Source organism: uncultured Alistipes sp. (genome assembly GCF_963931675.1).
Classification (GTDB): Bacteria; Bacteroidota; Bacteroidia; order Bacteroidales; family Rikenellaceae; genus Alistipes.
In genome coordinates, this window is sequence record NZ_OZ007039.1 from 450,120 (window position 1) to 471,420 (window position 21,301).

Below are 21,301 nucleotides of genomic sequence, written 5' to 3' on the forward strand. Positions count from 1 at the left end.
ATTAGAAATCTACTTGCACTCCGAGAATAAATTGTCGGGTGCTCGGATAATAGGTGCGAGTACTTGATGCACCCGGTGTAAGGCCGTTGACATTGTATGTCGACGGATCGACGCCCGAGAACTTCGTGATTGTAAACACGTTGTTAACAGTGCCATAAATGCGCACGCCGTCGATGAAGCGATAATTGTGAGTTTTGAACGTGTATCTTAAGGTCAACTGATCGAGTTTGAAATAGTCTCCACGCTCAAGAAAGTAGTCAGTAACAGCATGCGACGCCGTGGGGCTTATGGCGAAATTTTTGCCGAAGGCTTTCTTGAGCACGTTGCCGGTAAACTTACGAGTGCCATAATAATAGTCATGGACATTGAATATGTCGAAGCCGAAAGCGCCCCGGAAAAAGAGAGACAAGTCGAAATTGCGATAGCGGAAGTTGTGGGTGGTAGAGAGGTTGAATTTGGGCAGACCATTGCCTACGATTGCGCGGTCGGTTTCGTCCGCCAGCGCCATCTGGATAATATCACCATCTTTGTCATATACCATCCATTCGCCAGCGTCATTTATACCGGCATAACGCCACATGTAGAAGTTGCCCACAGGCTGTCCCACTTCAATACGCTGAAGATAATAACCTAAAAAGGGGCCTTCGACAGCGGCCTCATCGTAGTAGTCTTCTCCGATATAATTCGAATTACTGAAACTTATGAATTTGTTTTTGTTCGTAGAACCTATCACATTGAAACTATAGGTGAACTTTCGGGTTGCAACGGGGGTGAAATCGAGTTCGAACTCGAAGCCCTGATTCGACATTGAGCCTACATTAACCGTGGCTCTCTCATGCACAAAAGGCGGCACAGCGACATGATACGTTCCCAGCAAATCTTCGGTGCGGCGGTTATAATAGTTGAGTGAACCTCCGAAGCGATTATTGAACATCGAGAAGTCGATGCCTACGTTCCAGTTTTTGCTTTTTTCCCAATGAAGATCGGGGTTGACGTTGTTTTCCGTAGCCCAGACCTGAAGGAATTTACCGTCGATAAGATAATGGCCGAAGCCTTTCATCGTAGGAATCGACTGATAACTGCTGAAGTCCTGATTGCCGGTTTCGCCGTAGTCAGCACGGATTTTGAGTTCATTGAGCCAGCCGCGGGCATTCTCCATGAAAGACTCCTGACTTATGCGCCAGCCGACCGATACAGCCGGGAAATTGCCCCATTTGTGTTTGGCGCCGAACTTCGATGAACCTTCGTGGCGCAGCGAGGCTGTTACGAAATATTTCCCATTCCAATCATAGCTTACGCGACCGAAAAAAGATATGAGCTTGCAATCATTACGGTAGCTACCCATGCCGATTATACCTTCTTCGGAAGCATATTCACCAGAGCCAAGGTTATCGGATGTAACGCCGTCGTTGGCAAAGTCGGAATTTTCGGCATTGAAACCGCTATTATGCCAATAGGCATAGCTGTATCCTACCATGGCCTTAATGTTGTTTTTACCGAATCTGGCAGCGAAATTCGTCAGCCACTCAAGCTGATACATACGTTCTACATCATTAGAACGAGAAGCCTGACCCGAATGTCCGCTGTTTACAGCGATTGTTGTATTAGAGGGAGTGAAGCCCGATCGGTCGTAGCTATATTGCCTGTCGGCGAAAGTCAGTTGGGTGTTGAGGATGATGGGGCTGGATATCTTTTTCGACAACAATGGGAGCAGATTGAGCCTTGCCGTGGCATCCCAGTCGAGCAAACGCATGTCTGTATGTGATTTGACAAGTTTTTGGGTCTCAACGGGGTTTGTGCTGGCTGCCTGACCTACGAAATTATAGTACATCGACGGATTGGTAGGGTCCATCAGAGGCGTAGTAGGGTTGGCCTCAAGAGCGAGTTTGAAAACGCTCCAGTCGGAATTGTCGCTTGATATCACGCGCGGTGCGAGGTTGACAGTAAAAGTAAACAGACCGCCTTTCGTAGTGTGTGTAATAGAGGCGCGGCTACCATACTCCTCTCGTTTGGAGCGCAGGTCAATACCGTGGGCATCACGGTAGTCGACACTGACGCGGTAGCTGGTGCGCTCGTTACCACCCGAAAGACTCATCGTGTGCTTGTGGGAGAAACCGGTACGGCTAACACCGTCGAGCCAGTCGTAGTTGCCGCCGAGATCACCTCCTCCCGTATCGCTCCATGCGAGACGGACTTTACGGAAGTCATCGGCACTCATCATGTCGAGTTCTTTCTTCATTTTATCCCACGATAGAGTGAGGGCATAGGAAGTGTGCACCTTACCGTCTTTGCTGCCTTTCTTGGTTGTGACAAGTATTACGCCGTTGGTGCCGCGCGTGCCATAAATGGCCGATGCCGCGCCGTCTTTAAGCACATCGAAAGAGGCAATGTCTTGGGGGTTCACGTTTTGAAGGCTGCCACCTGGAACGCCGTCGATTACGATGAGCGGGCCAAGACCGGCCTGACGAGAATTGACACCGCGTATCTGTATGCTCGATGTCACATTAGGATCGGCAGCACCGGTATTAACAATCGAAACACCCGGCACTTTACCTTTGATAAGCGAAGCCGGGTCTGATGAACTGATGGAGAGAAAGTCTTTCTCGCTTACGTGACTTATAGCCGAGGTCAATTCCTTTTTATCCATAGTGCCATAACCGATGACCACAACGTCGTCAAGAAGTTCGGCGTTTTCGACCATTACGATGTCGAGCGGGTTATCATCCGATGCTTTTTTATGCACCGACACACAGCCTACATATGAATAAAGCAGCGTAGCCCCGGCAGGGACCTGAATCGAATAGTTGCCATCGATGTCTGTGGTAACGCCTGCAGTGCCGGATGTTACCGACACCCCAATAAGAGGCTCGCCTGCGCTGTCGGTCACACGACCACGGACGGTAATCTTTGCTTCCGATGCCGCTGACTTGACATTCGATAGGATTATTTGCTGTTTTACAACTTTGTATGTGAGATTGCGCTCAGGCAGAATTTGCTTGAGAACAGCCGATAGAGCCTCTTTCGAAACTTTGATAGTGACCGGAGCTTTTCCGGAGACATGGTCGTTGTTGTAAAAAAAGCGATAGCCCGTCTGTTGTTCAAGCAACGACAATACTTTCTCTAATGGTTGCCGATCGACATTAACAGTTACTTTCACCTCCTGAGCCGAAGCGGTAATCGTGAATAGCAATCCAAACAATAGGGATAGCCACCTACCGGCAGGATGTCGTTTTAGGGTTGGAATTTGTTTCTTCATACGGTTGCATTTTTTAAACCTTGTATATTAAAGACAAACCAGACACCCCTACCCACGGGCAAATGTGAAAAATATGCAAAAAATGAAGCCGAAGCTCCGTATGCCCATGAGAATCGATCTCAGTTAGATAATTGGCCTTTAAATAATTTTTTGCGTGTGCACCGTGGGTCTTTGCGGATTGTTTGTCTTTTATAAAGAATAATCTATAATTGCAGACATGCGTATTACCTATATCGATCCGCTCGTTAATGAGATGCAGTCTTTAACTACCCGCCGGATCAGCCCAGCACCGTGAAGTTCCGAATCACGGCAGACGCCCTTGCATTCCATAACTTCGAAAAAGAACACATCGTCGAACCTTGTAAATTCTTGTTCAAAATCGGAGCCTTGCCCGCAGGTTTTCGGGCGACACTATCTTTCAAACTATAAAACGAATCATGAAAAAGTATCTATCTCTTCTTGCCTTTTGCGCCCTGACGACGGCGTCGGCCCAACCCCCTGCCCCGCAGACCCGCTGGACCATTGCCAACGACCACGCCATTCGTTGGTCAGTAGACGGCAGCCGACTGCCCCATAATGACCATGTGGAGATGAGCGGAGAACAAATATCCGCACGACTGCACTATGGCGTGGAGAGTGACGGACGCTTCACGCTGACCCGTACGCTCGTATGGCCCATGCTGCGCATGCTTCCCAATGACACGTTCGGCGGACTGACCCGCGATTTCCCGCAGAATTTCCTCGACGCCGTACGCATCGACGGGAAAGCGCTCGCTGCCGAGCAGGTCGAATACCTCCGGTTGGACGGCCTGCTGACCGTCGTGAGCCGATACGGCGACATCGAAGTGACGCGCTGCCTGTTCCCCTCACCCGCACGGGCGGCATTCTGTGAGCAATACACTCTCCGCAACGCCGGACCGACCACCGTCGCCGTCGAGCTGAACCCCGTGCGCGACGAAATTCGCACCGACGCCGACGCCGGAGTCGAGGGCAGTTATACGCTCATTGCGGCGACGGATTTCGTCCGCAGCAGAACCCTCCGGCTTGCGCCGGGCGAAACGTGCATTTTCGGAGCTTCGGTGCGCGGGCTCAAAACGCCCGAAGTCGAACTGCCCCTCGACATCTCTGCCGAACGGGCGCAACGCGAAGCCTTTGTCGCCGAGGTGTGCGGCAATCTGAGTTTAGAGTCGCCAGAACCCGTGCTCAACACGATGTTCGCACTGGCCAAGGTCCGCGCCGCAGAGTCCGTTTTCCGCACACGCGGAGGACTCCTCCACGCTCCCGGAGGCGTCTACTACGCCGCCATCTGGTGCAACGACCAACCTGAGTATGTGAATCCTTTCTTCCCGCAGTTAGGTTACGCCAAAGGCAACGAAGCGGCCCTGAACAGTTTCCTGCATTTCGCCCGCTACATGAATCCCGAATACCGGTACATTCCATGGTCGGTGATCGCTGAGGGATACGACACCTACGGTCCATTCGACCGCGGCGATGCAGCGATGCTGGCTTACGGCGCAGGGCGCTATGCCCTTCAAATGGGCGACATCCGCACGGCGGAAGCCTTGTGGCCGCTCATCGAATGGTCGCTCGAATACTGCCGGCGCAAACTCAACGAACACGGCGTCGTCGCTTCCGAAGCCGACGAACTGGAAAAACGTTTCCCGGCCGGCGATGCCAATCTCTGCACCTCGTCGCTCTACTACGACGCCCTGCGCTCCGCGGCATGGCTCGCCGAGCAGACCGGACGGCCGCAACGGCTGGCCGACGAATACCGCCGCAGGGCCGAAACGCTGCGTGAAAACATCGAACGCTTCTTCGGTGCGACGATCGAGGGGTACGCCACCTACCGCTATTACGAGGGCAACGACATCCTGCGTTCGTGGATCTGCATTCCGCTGGTCATGGATATTTTCGAACGCCGGGAGGCGACCGTGGCGGCCCTGCTCTCCCCGCGGCTCTGGACCGAAAACGGAATGCTGACCGCAGCCGGAAGCGACACGTTCTGGGACCGCACCACGCTCTATGCCCTGCGAGGCATTTATGCCGCAGGCTTCCGAGAAGAGGCTACCGAACGCCTGCGATTCTACTCGCAAACCCGGCTCCTCGGCGAGCATGTGCCTTATGCCGTCGAAGCGTGGCCCGAGGGCGATCAGCGCCACCTCTCGGCTGAGAGCGGACTCTACTGCCGCATCGTCACCGAAGGTATGTTCGGATTCCGACCGACGGGATTCCGCTCGTTCACGCTCACACCTCAACTGCCCGACGCATGGAACCAGATGACCCTGCGCCGGATGTACGCCTGTGCGGAACGGCCTTACGACATCATCGTGAAGCGCACCGGGAAAAAACTCCATATACGCATCGAACGCGACGGCTCCTGCATCCGAAAATACACCGCAGACAACGGTACGACGATACGAATCGAATTGTAAGAACAACGACATGAAACATTGGTGGATATTATTCTTGTTATCTTGTTGCGTATGGCAAACTAAAGCTGTTGGAATTGACACGCTGACGGTTTACAGTCCTTCTATGCGTAAAAATGTAGACGCATTGGTTTTGTGTCCTGCTGGTTATTCGCCGACAAAAAAATATCCGGTGGTTTACTTGTTACATGGATATAGCGATGCTTGGAATAACGGTTGGCTGAAAAAATGCGATGGTTTGGAGGCGTTGATTGACCATTATGAAATGATCGTAGTCTGTCCGGATGGAGGATTCAGCAGTTGGTATTATGACAGTCCAGAAGATCCCTCATATAAATATGAAACCTTTATAACCCGTGAATTGATTCCTGCTGTCGATTCCCGATTCGGCACGGTCGCAGATCGCACGGGACGAGCTGTCGCCGGTTTGAGTATGGGCGGTCATGGAGCTTTTTATCTTGCATTCCGCCATCAGGAGATTTTCGGCGTAGCGGGAAGCATGAGCGGGGGCGTCGACATTCGATCTTTTCCCGATCGTTGGGACATCGCCTTACGGTTGGGACCGCAAAACCAATATCCCGAACGCTGGGAATCGCATACGATAATCAATATGCTCGACCTCTTGAAGCCGAATTCTCTAGCTTTAGTGTTTGATTGCGGAACAGAAGATTTTTTCTATGACGTCAATGTTGCGCTGCATGCTAAACTCCTCGACCGAAAAATTCCGCATGACTTCTATTCCCGTCCGGGAGGACACGAATGGCAATATTGGAGCAATGCCATCCGCTATCAATTTGTATTCTGGGATAATTATTCACTACTGTCCCGTAAAAGTGGATAAATAGTTCTTTGAAATTATTGAAATATAGTCAATTACACGGTTTTTTGAAATGAAACGGACTTGATTTTGCAACTTTGCAGTCTAATACAAATGGCTGCTATGTTCCAAGACAAATACGTATTCTCTCAATTAACCGCTTTTCTGAACAGGACTCAGTTCAACAACTATGTTCGCAAGTATGATGGCAACAGATATGTGAAACATTTTACTTGCTGGAATCAGATGCTCGCGATGATGTTTGGACAACTGAGTAACCGTGAAAGCCTGCGAGACTTAATCGTTGCTTTCGAGGCGCATAGGGCCAAGCAATATCATCTTGGTTTAGGTCGTGAACCGATAGCCAAAACAACTCTTGCGACAGCCAACCAGAACCGTGATTACAGAATCTTCGAAGACTTTGCATTCTATATGATGAAGGAAGCCTGCGAGAAGCGGACGACCAACATCCTTGACATTTCCGGAAAGAAATATGCGTTTGATTCAACAACGATTCCGTTGTGTCTTGCAACATTCCCATGGGCAAAGTTCCGAAGCAAGAAAGGAGGGGTGAAAGCTCATGTCTTATACGACATTGAAGCACAAGTTCCTGCTTTCTATACCGTAACCACTGCTTCAAAGCATGATTCCACAGCAATGTCTTCAATCCATTATGAACCAAATGCTTATTATATATTCGACAGGGCTTATGACTCCTTTAAAGAACTCTATAGGATACATCTTACAGACTCTTTCTTTGTTGTCAGAGCCAAGACAAACTTAAAGTATAAGACAGTCAAATGGAAGCGAAGAATGCCAAAGAACATAATGACAGATGCGGAAGTGAAACTGACCGGATATCTCTCCGAGAAAAAATATCCTGAGTCATTCAGACTCGTCCGATATTACGACGAAGAGGATGACCGTGAGTTCACTTTCTTGACGAATGCAAAACAACTTTCTGCACTGGATGTCGCCAATCTTTATAAGAAAAGATGGTTAATCGAGCTGTTCTTCAAATGGCTCAAGCAGCATCTCAAGATAAAGAAATTCTGGGGCACAGCAGAGAACGCTGTTCGCATACAAATCAGTGTGGCTATTATCACGTACTGTCTTGTGGCTATTGTCCAACATGATATGAAGTTGAAACGTTCAACCTATGAAGTTTTGCAAATTCTCAGCATATCATTGACTGACAAAACCCACTTGCGTGACCTGTTCGACAAGACTAATTTCAATGATGTCAAAGATCTAAATGATCCCCTGATTCCGGGGCTTTTTGATTAATTGTTTAACTCGTCCCATTTTAACGGGACACTAATGATAAAATATTATGAGAAAAACTTATCTATTGCTACTGATGCTCGGCTGTACGCTGGCCGGGCATGCTACTTACCGAGGGAGGGTCTATGTAGACTCCAACCGGAACGGAGTGTATGACAAAGGAGAGAAAACTCTTCGCAACGTATGTGTATCAGACGGGCTTCATGTGGTTAAAACTGGAGCAGACGGCACCTATTCATTGCCCGGACACGAGCGCCAGCGCTTTGTGTTCATTACCACCCCTTCCGGTTACAGTGCGGAAGGAAAATATTATCTGCGGACCGAAGGGAATCAAGAAGGACAGACATACGACTTCGGTTTGCAGGAATGGAACAGGTGCATCGGAAAAGATGGAAGCCACCGTTTTGTTCACGTGGCCGATACGGAGATTTTCAACACGGTCAATCAGGAAGACTGGGCGAACGAACTGCGTGACTATGCTGCTAATGAGAAAGTGGCATTCATGGTGCATACCGGCGATATTTGCTACGAGAACGGGCTGATTAACCACATCCGGCTGATGAATACTTCCAACATGGGCTGTCCGGTTTTCTATGGCATAGGGAACCATGATTTGGTAAAAGGGAAATATGGAGAAGAATTGTTCGAAAGCATTTACGGTCCGGTATGTTACTCGTTTGATGTCGGTTCCACCCACTACATCATGACCCCGATGCTGGGCGGCGACTATCAGCCCAGTTATAAGGCACGCGATGTATTCCGCTGGGTAAAAAACGACCTGGAGCAACAGCCGGAAGGCAAGCCGGTGATTTTCTTCAATCACGACCTGATAAGCTACACCGACCAATTTGTATTTGATTTGGGTGACGGAGAAACACTCGATTTAAGTGCTTACAATGTGAAAGGATGGTTTTATGGACATTGGCACAGTCACTTTGTACAGCAGCAGGGGCGCATACGCACCGTATCGACTTCTACTCCCGACAAGGGTGGAATAGACCATGCTACTTCTGCCTTCCGGGTCGTAGACATTGACCGTCAGGGCAATATCGAAAGTCGCTTGCGATACACCTACATTCATCAATCCGTTGCTTTCGCCTCCATAGCTAACGATGTGTGCGTGCAAGACGGAACAGGCGATTTCCTGCTTTCCATCAATACATACCACACTGCAGCCCCTGCCAAGAGTGTTACTTGTTCATTTACTGACAATAACGGTGCTTCCTTGGCTCCTGTCAAATCTCTGGCTCCGCAAAGCGATTGGAACTGGCGGGCTCATTTCAGGCTTCCCGAAACCTGCCGGGGCAGACGTATCTTTGTAACTGCCACCGTCCGTTTCTCAGACGGAAGTATTGCTAAGGAGCGGACTTCATTTGTGTACGATTCGCCTCATAACGTCTTGCATGCCGATTGGGTAACCAACCTGAAAGCCAATCTTCTTTATACGCAACCGGTGGTGGCAGAAGGAAAAGTCTTTATTGCTTCACTGGATGAAGAGTTGAGAGGGGAAGCGGCTGTATTTGCTCTCGATGCAGAAACCGGCAAACAGTTGTGGCGTCATGAGGTACGTAATTCCATCAAAAACAACATAGCCTATGCCGAAGGTACGGTGCTTGCACAAGATGCGGAAGGTTACCTTTACGCTCTGGATGCCGGTACGGGTGCGGTGAAGTGGGAAAAGAAACTGGCCCTTGACGGATTGCCACTCGTGCTGGAAGGACTGACTGTCGACCGCGGGAAGGTCTATGCCGGTACTGGACACGGATTGGCTGTTTATGATATAGCCTCCGGCGAACAAATCTGGAGAAATGTAGGTTGGCAACGGAATCAGGCCGCTACTTGCCATCCTCTTGTGACTGAAGATGTATTGGTCATGGGTACTCAATGGAGCGGACTCTATGGGAATGATCTGAAAACGGGTGACTTGCGATGGAAGCTGGAAGAACCTGATATTCGGGAAAGAGGAGCTACACCGGCTTATGTCGACGGGCTGCTTTACATGGCATCCGGTAATGCCTTCTTTGTAATAGAACCGTCTACAGGGCATATCATCCTGCGAAAACCGCTGCCTTTCAGTGCCAATACGAATTCTACTCCGCTGTTAACCGACCGCCTGGTGATTTTCGGGACGCAAGGCTGCGGACTGGTTGCTCTCGACCGTGAGACTTGGGAAGAAGTCTGGCGCGTGCAGACACGTCCGTCATTGATTTATACCTCGCCCTATTCGCGTCATCCGGTAGCTACTGTCGATTCATCACCCATCCTGGTGGGAGACATCGTTTACTTCGGTGCTTCGGACGGTATCTTGTATGGAGTAAACTGGCAAGACGGGCAGGTTGTCTGGAAGCACCGGACGGGAGCTCCTGTATTCTCCAGCCTTACCAATGTTGGAAACCGCTTGTTTGCCGCTGACTATTCCGGAAATGTCTACGCTTTTACATTGCCTGAATAAATCTAAGGTATAGTCGTTAAGAAGAAGTTGAGCCAATGGCAGAAAGACGAAGTGTTGTCGTCAGACTGCCATTGGCTCAACTTTTTCTCGTTATATATATTTCTCTGTTACTGATAGAATGCATCAGGATAGCTTACCATTCCCTGCACGTCGTCCAGCCCGTGTTCTTTCAGTGCTATGGCCATGCAACACGGGTCGGGAGCATCAAACGGAAATTGAATCCCGAACGATGAAGCTTTCTGATAGCCAAACTTCGGATAGTAATCTGGGTGGCCAAGAAGCACTGCTGCTCCATAACCCAATTCCGAAGCGGACAAATAGCGCCGTTCGGCATATTGGGGCCTGACATGGAACCCTGTAAAAGGATCGACGAGAAGCCACCCGTTCTTATACGCCGTATAGGTCATCAAACGCAATTTCTTGACCCCGGCACTGATCGTTCCGGAAGCAAGACCTTTTACCGAGGAGAGGTAAACGACGAACTTTTCGATAAAGTCCCGCTTCAGCTCTTTGAAAGGAATGTCCTTGACGTGGTATTCGTATTCGAGGAAAGCGGCAAGACGCCTGCGACGCAGACAGTAATCCTCGTAGGTGGAATAGGCGCGGTCTTTGCCCACACGCTTGAGAAAGTCTGCAAGGTATTCGTCGAAAGTCTGTAGCAACAGGCGGCAGTCGTCGCCCATACCGAGGAAGGCGTTGCGGACCTTTTCGGCCGTAACGTATGAGTCCCGGTCGCAGAGACGCTGGTACTGTTTGCCGATATTGGTCTTGATATTCTCCAGCTTCTCGTTGATGCGCTGCGATTCGAGACTTTTGCCGGAAGCCTTGTTGGCTTTGGCATCCCAGAGAGAGGAACGAACGGTGAGTTTGCAGCTGAACTGCGACATCGTACCGTTGATCGTAATACGACCCATAACGGGAACCTGACCCGATTTCTCGGCTTGCCTTTTCACGTAGAAAAGGACTTTGAAAGTGCTGCGTTGCATAATAACTTGAACTTTGAGGATTTGTTAAACGTTAAGTCAAGTTATTTGTTATGCGGAAATTCAATGCAACGAACTGAAAACGACTGCCTTAAATGCAAATCAAAGCATTTCGGGCAGGTAACGAATAAGTAACACAACTTACCGTTAAACCTGCCCGAATTTGCAATTTTATTGCTCGGAGCACATGCGGAAAAGAGAATTAAATGCTTGTAAACAAGATATTTACTCTTTTCTGCATTCTCGTTTACCTACAAACCCCCGGCTGGAGACAGATCGGGATGAACATTACAGAACGATGCTCATGGATGGAGAACGAATTCGATCTCGAACCGCCATGGCCGGGCATGCACAACATACTTGTCCAGCGGTTTGGGGCCGCAGCTTTCATTGCCGACGGGAGCCATCCGGTGATTCACGCTGAAGATGACCCGTCCGCACGGTTGCAACCGGTCCGTATGCCGTGCTTCGGCAATATCCATATTGCGGTACTCCTTGACCGATACCTCCAACGGCTGTGCGCCTCTCACTTGCAGACCCTGCCCGGCCAGGTCATGCAATGAAGCCCACCGGACGGCGTATTTGTTCCCATTCTCCTGCGGATACGGGTAGTTGACCCATTGTTGCTCGACCCGGCCTTTCCACAAGCCGTACCGGGCCCCATCCTGTTTGTCGGAATAGGACTCCCAGGGTCCTTTGCCATACCACTCAAAGTATCTGTAGCGGTCCTCAAGTTCCCAATCATACCCCACGCGGGCTACTTCCGGAGCCTTGTCCGAAGGTTGTATATCGGAGGTCAGCCGAATCCGCCCCGAGCCATCGAACCCATAGGTTTCCTGGACGGCAAAGGAGACCTCACCCCGGCCGACAAGGGCGTAAGCAACGCGGATAACGAACAGACTGTCCTGCCACATTCCCGACACGGAATCGACACGCCGTTTCAGATCATGGTAACCGGCATCGACCCAAAGGTTCGTCAAACGGCCGCCCCGTGCATCGGGATAGAACCGGCCATCGATGAAGTGCCCGATCCGGCCCGTCCCGTCATTGTCAATGGGGGCCCGCCAGAAATCCAGTTTGGGGCCGTCGGCAGCGACAAGCCGACCCGTGATGTCATTCACGGAGGCAATCTTGCCGTTCCGTTTGTCGAATTGAATCTCGAAATTACCGCTTCTGATCATATAGGAAGAGGTGTCTTCGCTTACGGCCGGCCGGCCCTGCATGGTGCAGGTCTGCAAGGAAAAGTCCCAGGGCTTGAGGATAAACTGCTCCCACGCAATCCGATAACCGGCTTCACACCACGGGGTTTCAGCCGATGTATGCAGGGAAAGGATCAGGATATACTCCTTGCCGTCTTTCATGCCAAACGATTCGACGGGCACCTTCAGGACTCCCCGCTGCCGCGGAGCCAGATACAAGGAGGGTAAAATACCTTTCTGAATCTCCACACCATTTTCCAGCAAGGTCCAACAAAGGCGGAAGTCATTCAACGCCGTAAAGAAAAATTTGTTCCAGACCTCGACCTCTCCGTTCTCCAAATCCCGGGGATAGAACTCGACACTCTGGTAAACCTTCCGGACCTCCCTGATTTTCGCAGATCGATCGGACAGGTCGGGGAACATGATTCCGTTGTTGCAGAAATTGGAGTCATTGGGCTCATCCCCGAAATCTCCGCCGTAAGCCCAGAAAAATTTTCCGCCCGGCTTGTTGCACTCCTCAAGGGCATACCTGCGCATCGAATCGGGGATCTGCATACCGTACACCGAATGGTCCTCCGCACTCATCACGATGCCCTGGTCCACCCAATCCCAGATCGCGCCGCCCGAGATCCGGTCATACTTGTCGAATTCGATCCAGTAATCTTTCAGGTTCCCCATCCCATTCCCCATGGCATGGGCATACTCGTTGATCATGATCGGCCGAGGATCCTCCGCTTCGGCCAAAACCCGAATCATCTCCGCGGAATGATAGCGGCCGGAGGTATTCGGAACGGCACTACGCCATACCCCTCCGCCAAGGACATCACAGGAGACCGGATCGTTTGAGAAATGGTAGTGCGTAAAACGGGTAGGATCGAGCCGTTTGGCTGCCTTATGCATCGCCTGCATGTTGATTCCGTTGTCGCTTTCGTTGCCCAAAGACCACTGTACCACGCTTGGATGGTTCTTGTCACGCTCCACCATACGGACCATTCGCTCGACGTGTGCCGACATCCAGGCCGAATCCCGGGCCGGAGTCCCTTCCCGGTAGCCGAAGCCGTGCGCCTCGCAGTTGGCCTCGTCGATCACCATCAGGCCGTACTCGTCGCAATAGTCGTAGAGCCACTCCACTGCCGGCATGTGGGCCGTCCGGACCGTGTTGATGTTGTTGCGTTTCATGGCCAGAACTTCCTTCTGGACCCGATCCTTCGTCACGTATTTGCAGCCGAACGGATCCGTCTCCACCCGGTTCACGCCTTTCATCTTGACAGGCTGGCCGTTCAGCAGGAAACACTTGTCGCGGATTTCCAGTTTGCGGAACCCCGTCCGCGTATTGATTACATCCACGACACGTCCGCGGAGATCCTTCAGGACCGTCACCACGGTATAGAGATTCGGAGTCTCATCCGTCCACTTCCGGGGATTCGCCACCAAGAACTGCGTCACGCAGGTTTGCCTCTTTCCCGGAGCAATCCGGCCTGTCCGCACACGCGCCGAACTGATCTCCCGGCCTTTATACAGCAACCGGGTCTCTATAATCCACGAAGACGACTTCCCGGTCCGATTGTCCACCTCCGTTTCCACATGCAGGGAGCCGTCGCGATAGTCCGCATCCAAATCCGGTTTGACGAAAATATCAGACACATGGGTGCGAGGTGTCGAATGCAGGATCACGTCTCGAATAATGCCGCTTACCCGCCAACCGTCCTGATCCTCCAGGTAGGAGCCGTCGCTCCAACGGAAGACCTGCACGGACACGGTATTGGTTCCCTTTTTCAGGTAGGGTGTAATGTCAAACTCCGACGGCAAATACGAATCTTCGGCATATCCCACCTTCCGGTCGTTGATCCAAAGATAATAGGCCGATGAAACTCCGTTGAGGCGAATGAAGATTTCACGCCTCTGCCAATCCTCCGGTACAACGAAATCCGTCCGGTACGACCCCACCGGGGAGCCATTCTCGCCCAGTCCCTGGATAAAGGGAGGGTTCCGCTCAAAAGGATATTTTATGTTCGTATATATCGGAGTCCCGAAACCCTGCATCTCCCATGGCCCCGGGACCTGGATATTGTCCCACCCCGACACGTCGTAGGACGAGGCGTAAAAGCCTTCGGGACGGTCCGTCTCGTGATGAACGTATTTGAATTTCCAGATCCCGTTCAAACTGATCTCCCAGGGGGAAGGCCGTCCGTAATCGAGAGCCTGCGAAACCGAAGAGTAATGTTTGAACGTTGCGCGCATGGGTTCCCGGCCCCATCCGCTGACCTGCGGATCCTCCCATTCGGCGGCACAAACCGCCGAATGGGTGAAAACCGCCATCACCAACAATATGAATAGATTCCTTTTCATTGTATCAACCGCCATAAGGATATATCTCCGCAATACTGGAAACCGTATCGCCCCTGAAGTTCGAGGTGATCAGAAGCATCAGGAAACGCCCCGTTGCAGGAGACACATCGAAGATTTGAGAGGTCGCATCGTTGGGGAGCTGCACGGTTGCAACCTTTTTCCACGATGCATCTGCCAGAGCTGCCTGTATTTCCGTGAGACTCGACTCTTCCAGCCCTTCCAAAGGTGCGATGTCGTCGCCGATATAGATTTCGACATCCTTGCAGGTGGCCCTGCCTTCGCGCGGGAGCCATTCGATCTGTTCGATAAAGTGCTCTTCCAGCATGTCGATCACCAGATAGTGCGGCAGCGGGGTTTGTGTCTCTCTCCAGGCCGAATGCCAGTAGGATGCCGGATTTCCGTCCAGAATGGCTTCCGGGTGCCCGTAAAGGGGATATGTGCCTCCACCGTCTTCGCCGGGTTCGGAGGTGTTGTAGAGCACCACTTCCCAGCCCGTACGGTCGAGTTTCGCCCCGTAGATGTCAATTCGGATACAGTAGAGCGAATTTTCGTCCACTGTGAACCGTGAACTTGACTTGAGCCGGACAGGCAGCATGTAGCGTCCTGCTTCCGCGACCTGCTCCCTCCCTATTTCCAGAAGGAAGGTGGTCGAGGTCTTGCCTGCTTCGATCGTCCCAGAGGTTTCAAGCGAGTATTGCTCCTCCGTCAACAGCTTGTAGGAGGTAGAATGTTGCCGGTTGTACTCCTCCACATACGTTTCGTCGACCATGAGTTCCACGTCGATGTCCCACTCGTTTTCCGCAAGGTCCAGCAACGCCTCGAGGGAGATCCGAATGTCTCTTTGCAGGGATTCGTTGTCGGTGTAGCTGACGTCACCGCCGCCGTCGGCAAATGCGATCTGCACCTCCTGGATCTGCGGCTTGAGAATTACCAGCGACTTGTCCACATTAATCTCGGCCGATGTCTGACGAATCGTCAGGGGCAATACGGACCGTTCGTCCATGGTACGCAACTGCTCCATGTCGAATACGATGTCTACGGTCTGGCTCAGGTCGTCATAGGAGCCCGAGAATGTGAATTCTCGCCGGGGCAGATTGTAGGCCTTCGGAGGCATCAGTACGAAATCCTGACCGTTTTCTTCGTTGTATTCGGCCAGTTCCTCTTCCGTCAGTTCACCGATACGCACCGATACGGGATCCTTCAAGACTCCGGACTTGCAGATCGCCAAGGTGAACGTTCCGGTCGTTTCACCAACATCCAGATAGTCGATCTGGCGGATCTGATAGCTATCCAGGTTGTCAACCATGAAGTATACTTTTGACGGGACCCTGTCCTCGGCTGCGATGTCTATGATCTGTTTGTCGCAGGAACCCAGCCAGACGGAACAGATCAGCAATATCATGATTCGTTTCATATTCATCGTATTTTGTTTTTATGAACTACCATCCGGGATTCTGGACCATCTGGTTGTTACGATCCATTTCACCCTGCGGGATCGGGAAAAGATACATCTTCTTCTCGAAGACCCGGTTTTCGACCACCGTCCTCTTGTAGAAGTCTTCCGAAGCAAAGCCCACCCCAGCTGCGATGTTCATGCCGTAGATCGGACCGTTGTCTCCGTACATCCGGTGATCCACGGCGTGTTTCGTGTCAATCTTATCCGAAAGCAGGCGACGCCGTGTCGTGAAATACCGGTCGCCTTCGAAACAGAGTTCCACCTGCCGCTCGCGGATGATATACTCCAATTGGGCTTCCCTGTTGCCCTTGATCTCGGGGTAAGTATCGAAGATGCTCGGAAGCCCGGCCCGGCTACGGATCAGGTCCCAGTATTTCTTGATGTCGGCATTTCCGGGATCGTACTCGTTCAATGCCTCGATGTAGTTCAGATAGATCTCGGCCAGCCGGATATAGGTGCCGTTTCTCCATTCGCTGTACTGCGACCGGTAGGGGCTGCTGTCGAAATTGACATATTTCAGCATTGTATAGCCCGTCGTCGAGTGGTCGGCATTACCCGAACCGCTCATCCCGCTGCTGTAAAATTCGGCACGGCCCCAGCCGTCCTTGTTGAGTGTCGAGGAGAAGAGGTCGCGGTCCTCCGGAGCGACCTGCGGAACCGGCCGGCCGTTGTAGAGGATAGCCGCATAGAACCGGGCTTCCCGGTTGGCATACATGTTCCGCTCTCCGACACGGTGCCCCCAACAATTCCGTTTGCGGATTTCGCTGACATCGTCGTTGGTCCAGTTCGGATGGGGCGTGGTGGCAAAGCCATCCTCCACGTAACCCGAGGCCACGTCGTCGATGGTCCGCCCGTTGTTCATGAAAAAGGCGTCCACAATGCGCTGCGTCGGCCCCAGTCCGCTGTAGCCGCCCGGACGGGGTGTAGCATGCCTCTCCAGGTTGTTGAAATCGCCCTTGGTCGTGCCCCACAGGTATTCACAATTCCACTTGACCTGGTGCACGCCCTGTACCGAACGGAACGGATTGAACGCTCCGTCGTTGTTTTCGTCGTTGCGATAGAGGCGGATGGCATAATCTCCGGTCATGCTCTCGGCGGCAGCGATCACGGCATGTGCTGCGTCGGCGGCATCACGCCACTTTTGCTCGCTGTATGCCGTATTGACCAGCGGCGTACCGTCCTTGTTCACGAAATCCGCATAATCGGGATTCCCGTTCCATTGCGGACTTGCGGCCATCAGTCTGACCTGGGATTTCACGGCCAGGCACGCCATCTGATCGGGCTTGCCCAACCAGGTCGGGTTGGTCTCCCGCCATGTCAGGGGCAGCGCGGGCATGGCCTCGTCCATCATCCGGCAGATGTATTCGACACACTGGTCGTAAGGTGCGCGCGGGAGGTTCAGATTATCCCGCCAGTCGAGTTCGTTTTCGATGAGTACGAACGGGCCGTACTGACGCAGAAGAATCCAATAATAGTAGCCGCGCAGGAACTTTGCCTCGGCTATATATTGCGTTTTCAGGCTCTCCGAGAGTTCATAACACTTGTCAACATTGTTCTCGAAGACGAAAGAGGCACGGATCGACTTGTAACAGTCGCCCCAGATGTTGTAGTAGTTCGTAGTCGGATTCCAGCTTCCGACATTGATACTCGACGGATAGTAACGCTCCCAGACGATGTCCATCTCATCGGATATTGCAACCCACGGTGTACCGTTCCAGAACATGCTGTTGGGTTCGGGGAGCTTCGCATAGATGTTGTACAGGTACATTTCGGTTTCATCCTGCTTTTCCCATACCATATCCATGGTCTTTTGGTCATCCGGCATTTTGTCCAGGAAATCGCAGGAGACCGCGGCAAAACAGGTGGACAGCAGGAGTACCCTGAGGTATTTGTTCGATATAATGTTGTTCATATTGCTGCTGTATGTATTTTTAGAAATTCACTTTTATACCGAAATTGAATTTTCGCTGCATCGGATAGGCGTCGCCCCGTCCCTTGCCAAGTTCGGGATCCCACATTTTGAACTTCGAGAACAACGCAAGGTTGGAACCGTGGAAATAGACACGCAATCCCTGCATGTGGAGCGCTTTGAGAACTTTTTTCGGGAAATTGTATCCGATTTCGAGATCGGAAAGCCGGAGGAAGCTGCCGTCGTACTGCCATTTCGTCGAGGAACGATAGTTGTTCTCGGTGTTTCCGATGCTCAGACGCGGATAAAAAGCATCCTGACGCGGATTGTCGACGGTCCAGCGATCCAGGGCCTCGACGAAGAGGTTGCCTCGGTCTCCACCCTCCTGGAACGGAACGAATCCCTCACCGCCGAGCATGTAGCTGACGAGCGCCTGCCCTCGGAAGAAGACGCCGATGTCGATTCCCTTGAACCCGACCTGCAGGCCGAACCCGTAGGTAAGTTCAGGAATCGTCGGATAGCCGATGGCAACCTCGTCATACGAGTCGATCACGCCATCGCCGTTGACATCCAGGTATTTCACATCACCGGGACGCACCTGGCCGAAAGTCTGGGTAGGACTGGCGGCGATCTCCTCCTCACTGGTGAAATAGCCCAGCGCAATAAGGCCGAAGGGCTGATTGTATTTCTTTCCCGTCCGGTTCTGGTAGGAGTATTTCCAGGCCGGTTCGTCCTGGAAGACCACCCGGTTGCGCGCAAAGGTCGCATTGGCATAGGCCCGCAAGGAGAAGTCGCGGAACGTATGCTGGAACTCCATGGTCCCGTCAATACCCCAGTTGGACATTTCGCCGATGTTGGCAAAAGGCTGGCTGTTGATACCCACAATGTCTGGCAGAGATGTGCGTTGTACCAGAATATCGGTACGCCGCTCATGGAAATAGTCCACCTCCAGGGTCAGTTTCCGGAAGAATTCAGCCTGGAATCCCGCGTTTGCTTTCAAACCTTTTTCCCACGTCAGGCCGACAACGCCTTCACGGTTCTCGCCCGTTCCGGAATACCCCACGGGGTCGGACCCGAAGCTGTAGCCGCCCAAGCCGGCTCCGACAAGGGTCAGATAGGCGTAACGCTGATTATTGGGCAGGGCTTCGGAACCCACGAGACCCACGGACCCCTTGAATTTCAGCATCGAGATAACGTTTGAGATCCGGCTTTGCTTCCAGAAATCCTCCTCGGAGATCAGGTAGCCCACGGCACCAGCCGGGAAGACACCGAAGCGTTCGCCTTTCGGAAAGTTCTCCGAACCGTTGTATCCCAGATTGAATTCGAGGAAATAACGCAGGTCGTAGTTGTAGGTTGCACGGAACGCCAGACCTTGCTTGCGGTAAGGCAGCGACGAAATCGCATCGTCTGCACTTTTCCGGTAATCGCGCTGATAGTACATGGCCATCAGCCCCACGTTGTGCACGTCACCGAATTTCCGGTCATAGTTGATCTGCCCTTTGAACTCCATGGCCCGGTCGCTGTAGAGGCTTTTGCCATAGCCCATGTATTCATTGCCGATATAGGTCTGCACCAGTTCCAGTTCATTGGTCTCCGGATTGCGTCCGTTGGCCAGGTAGTAGGACTCCATTTTCGTCCGGTTGATCTTGGTTTCGTTATAGGTGTCGAACGAGAAGGCCACGTTTGCCTTGAGCCCCTTGAGCGGTTCGAAGAGCTCTCCGAAATCCTGGGTCAGCCGGACCTGTCCCAGCAACTGGTTCTTGTACTCGGAGGTGTATCCCGAACCCATAAGCCGTTCCGCCGGGTTCTGTACCGTACCCGACCGGACGCCAGCCCATACATAATGCGTGCTCCCGTCCTTGTTGACACCCATCGGATAGCGAACCGGCAGCGAAACAGGGTTCGCCACATAGACCTTTTCATAGAGGTCGGAGTTCGATACGCCCGGATAGTGCCCGTCGATCACGTAACCGCCCAACTCGATGTCGAGCCGTGTCGACTTGGTGATCGAAACATCGACATTCGTGCGGAAATTGTAACGTTGCACCTTGATGTTCGACGAGTATTCGTTCTGCGGATCCTCATGGTAGTTGCCCAACTCGCCCATGTTGCCGAACGATACGAAATAGCGCGCGACTTCGCCTCCGCCGGTGACGTTCAGTGTGATCTGATGGTTGCTCGATGTCTTTTTATAGATCTCGTCCAGCCAGTTTACATCCGGATACAGATAGGGGTCGGTTTGCAGCCGGGTAGCCTCGATCACCTCTTCCGAATAAACCTGGCTGCCCGCGGCCTCATTATACAGCCTCATGTAATCTACGCCTCCGAGCAGTTTCGGGACCCGGGTCAGCGTGCTGATTCCATATTCCATTTTAAGGTCGATGTTGGGCTTCTTGGAAACCGTACCCCGGCGCGTCGTGATCACCACCACGCCATTGGCTGCCCGCACTCCATAGACCGCGGTAGCCGAGGCGTCCTTGAGGATGGAGACACTTTCGATCTCCTCCGGGTTGATATTCGCCATGTCGCGCTCCACGCCGTCCACCAGAACCAGCGGCGACTGGTTGCTGCCGAAAGTCGACAGACCACGGATCCAGAACGATGAGTTGTCATAACCGGGCTCTCCGGAACGCTGCACGGCGACAACACCGGCCATACGTCCGGCCAGAGCATTGGTCAGGGATCTCGACGGAACCTTCAGATCGTTGACATTCACCGTGGTGACGGCTCCGATGACGCTGGCCCTCGCCTGCTGTCCCATACCGACTACGACCAGCTCCTCGATTTCCTGGACATCCTCCTTCAACACCACGTCAAGAGACAAGCTCTTGGGGACTTCCAACTTCTGGGTGATAAAGCCAAGGAAACGGAAAACCAACACCTGACCGGGGGAGGCATTGATCACATAATATCCCTCCGAATCAGACAAGGTCCCGGTGGTTGATCCCTCGACGGTTACCGTTACCGCCGTCAGAGGTTGTCCCTGACTGTTCAGAATCTTTCCTTTCACCTGAGACGGGTCAGGATCATCTTCTGCGGCCATCGCATCGACGAACATCATCGGCAGGAACAGCAGCAGAAATATTCTGCACATCCTGCCTGTTTTGTGCAATACGCATGAAAAGTTCATAATGGTAGTAGATTTCATCTGATAAGTTTAGGTTTTG

9 protein-coding genes and 1 pseudogene are annotated in these 21,301 nt (G+C 52.2%); 4 read left to right on the forward strand and 6 right to left on the reverse strand.

Annotation, left to right across the window (positions count from 1 at the left end; translation table 11 throughout):
• Position 1: 1 nt before the first annotated feature.
• Entirely contained in the window at positions 2 to 3,256 is a 3,255-nt protein-coding gene (locus ABGT65_RS01965) for a SusC/RagA family TonB-linked outer membrane protein (RefSeq protein WP_346699526.1), read from the reverse strand.
• 437 nt (positions 3,257 to 3,693) lie between these two features.
• On the opposite strand from ABGT65_RS01965, the gene ABGT65_RS01970 reads away from it, so the two are divergent.
• From ABGT65_RS01970 to ABGT65_RS01985, 4 genes are all read left to right on the forward strand, one after another.
• Positions 3,694 to 5,688 (forward strand): hypothetical protein, encoded by a 1,995-nt coding sequence (locus ABGT65_RS01970; RefSeq protein ID WP_346699527.1) that lies wholly within the window; start codon positions 3,694 to 3,696, stop codon positions 5,686 to 5,688.
• A 10-nt stretch (positions 5,689 to 5,698) separates the two neighbouring features.
• Positions 5,699 to 6,526 carry an alpha/beta hydrolase family protein gene (locus tag ABGT65_RS01975; protein ID WP_346699528.1) on the forward strand — a complete coding sequence of 276 codons (828 nt, stop codon included), beginning with the start codon at positions 5,699 to 5,701 and terminating at the stop codon, positions 6,524 to 6,526.
• A 99-nt stretch (positions 6,527 to 6,625) separates the two neighbouring features.
• Entirely contained in the window at positions 6,626 to 7,789 is a 1,164-nt protein-coding gene (locus ABGT65_RS01980) for an IS4 family transposase (RefSeq protein ID WP_278964211.1), read from the forward strand.
• A 46-nt stretch (positions 7,790 to 7,835) separates the two neighbouring features.
• Positions 7,836 to 10,238: a PQQ-binding-like beta-propeller repeat protein gene (locus ABGT65_RS01985; protein ID WP_346699529.1), complete on the forward strand. Its 2,403-nt coding sequence runs from the start codon at positions 7,836 to 7,838 to the stop codon at positions 10,236 to 10,238.
• Between the two features lie 299 nt (positions 10,239 to 10,537).
• Here the strand turns inward: ABGT65_RS01985 and ABGT65_RS01990 are convergent.
• The 5 genes and pseudogenes from ABGT65_RS01990 to ABGT65_RS02010 form a co-directional block, all read right to left on the reverse strand.
• Positions 10,538 to 11,224, reverse strand: a pseudogene (locus tag ABGT65_RS01990) (phage integrase SAM-like domain and Arm DNA-binding domain-containing protein); the annotation flags it as partial.
• Positions 11,225 to 11,523: 299 nt separating this feature from the next.
• Positions 11,524 to 14,769, reverse strand: a complete 3,246-nt coding sequence (locus tag ABGT65_RS01995; protein ID WP_346699530.1) for a glycoside hydrolase family 2 TIM barrel-domain containing protein — start codon at positions 14,767 to 14,769, stop codon at positions 11,524 to 11,526.
• A 4-nt stretch (positions 14,770 to 14,773) separates the two neighbouring features.
• Positions 14,774 to 16,183, reverse strand: a complete 1,410-nt coding sequence (locus ABGT65_RS02000) for a BT_3987 domain-containing protein (protein ID WP_346699531.1) — start codon at positions 16,181 to 16,183, stop codon at positions 14,774 to 14,776.
• Between the two features lie 25 nt (positions 16,184 to 16,208).
• Positions 16,209 to 18,137 (reverse strand): RagB/SusD family nutrient uptake outer membrane protein, encoded by a 1,929-nt coding sequence (locus ABGT65_RS02005; protein ID WP_346699532.1) that lies wholly within the window; start codon positions 18,135 to 18,137, stop codon positions 16,209 to 16,211.
• A 19-nt stretch (positions 18,138 to 18,156) separates the two neighbouring features.
• Positions 18,157 to 21,228 carry a TonB-dependent receptor gene (locus tag ABGT65_RS02010; RefSeq protein WP_346699533.1) on the reverse strand — a complete coding sequence of 1,024 codons (3,072 nt, stop codon included), beginning with the start codon at positions 21,226 to 21,228 and terminating at the stop codon, positions 18,157 to 18,159.
• Positions 21,229 to 21,301: the final 73 nt, after the last annotated feature.

What these genes read in the sequence shown, in the direction of transcription:
- ABGT65_RS01965 (WP_346699526.1), bottom strand. Translation starts at nt 3,256, where the DNA reads ATGAAGAAACAAATTCCAACCCTAAAACGACATCCTGCCGGTAGGTGG.
- ABGT65_RS01975 (WP_346699528.1), top strand. Translation starts at nt 5,699, where the DNA reads ATGAAACATTGGTGGATATTATTCTTGTTATCTTGTTGCGTATGGCAA.
- ABGT65_RS02000 (WP_346699531.1), bottom strand. Translation starts at nt 16,183, where the DNA reads ATGAAACGAATCATGATATTGCTGATCTGTTCCGTCTGGCTGGGTTCC.
- ABGT65_RS01995 (WP_346699530.1), bottom strand. Translation starts at nt 14,769, where the DNA reads ATGAAAAGGAATCTATTCATATTGTTGGTGATGGCGGTTTTCACCCAT.
- ABGT65_RS01985 (WP_346699529.1), top strand. Translation starts at nt 7,836, where the DNA reads ATGAGAAAAACTTATCTATTGCTACTGATGCTCGGCTGTACGCTGGCC.
- ABGT65_RS01970 (WP_346699527.1), top strand. Translation starts at nt 3,694, where the DNA reads ATGAAAAAGTATCTATCTCTTCTTGCCTTTTGCGCCCTGACGACGGCG.
- ABGT65_RS02010 (WP_346699533.1), bottom strand. Translation starts at nt 21,228, where the DNA reads ATGTGCAGAATATTTCTGCTGCTGTTCCTGCCGATGATGTTCGTCGAT.
- ABGT65_RS02005 (WP_346699532.1), bottom strand. Translation starts at nt 18,137, where the DNA reads ATGAACAACATTATATCGAACAAATACCTCAGGGTACTCCTGCTGTCC.
- ABGT65_RS01980 (WP_278964211.1), top strand. Translation starts at nt 6,626, where the DNA reads ATGTTCCAAGACAAATACGTATTCTCTCAATTAACCGCTTTTCTGAAC.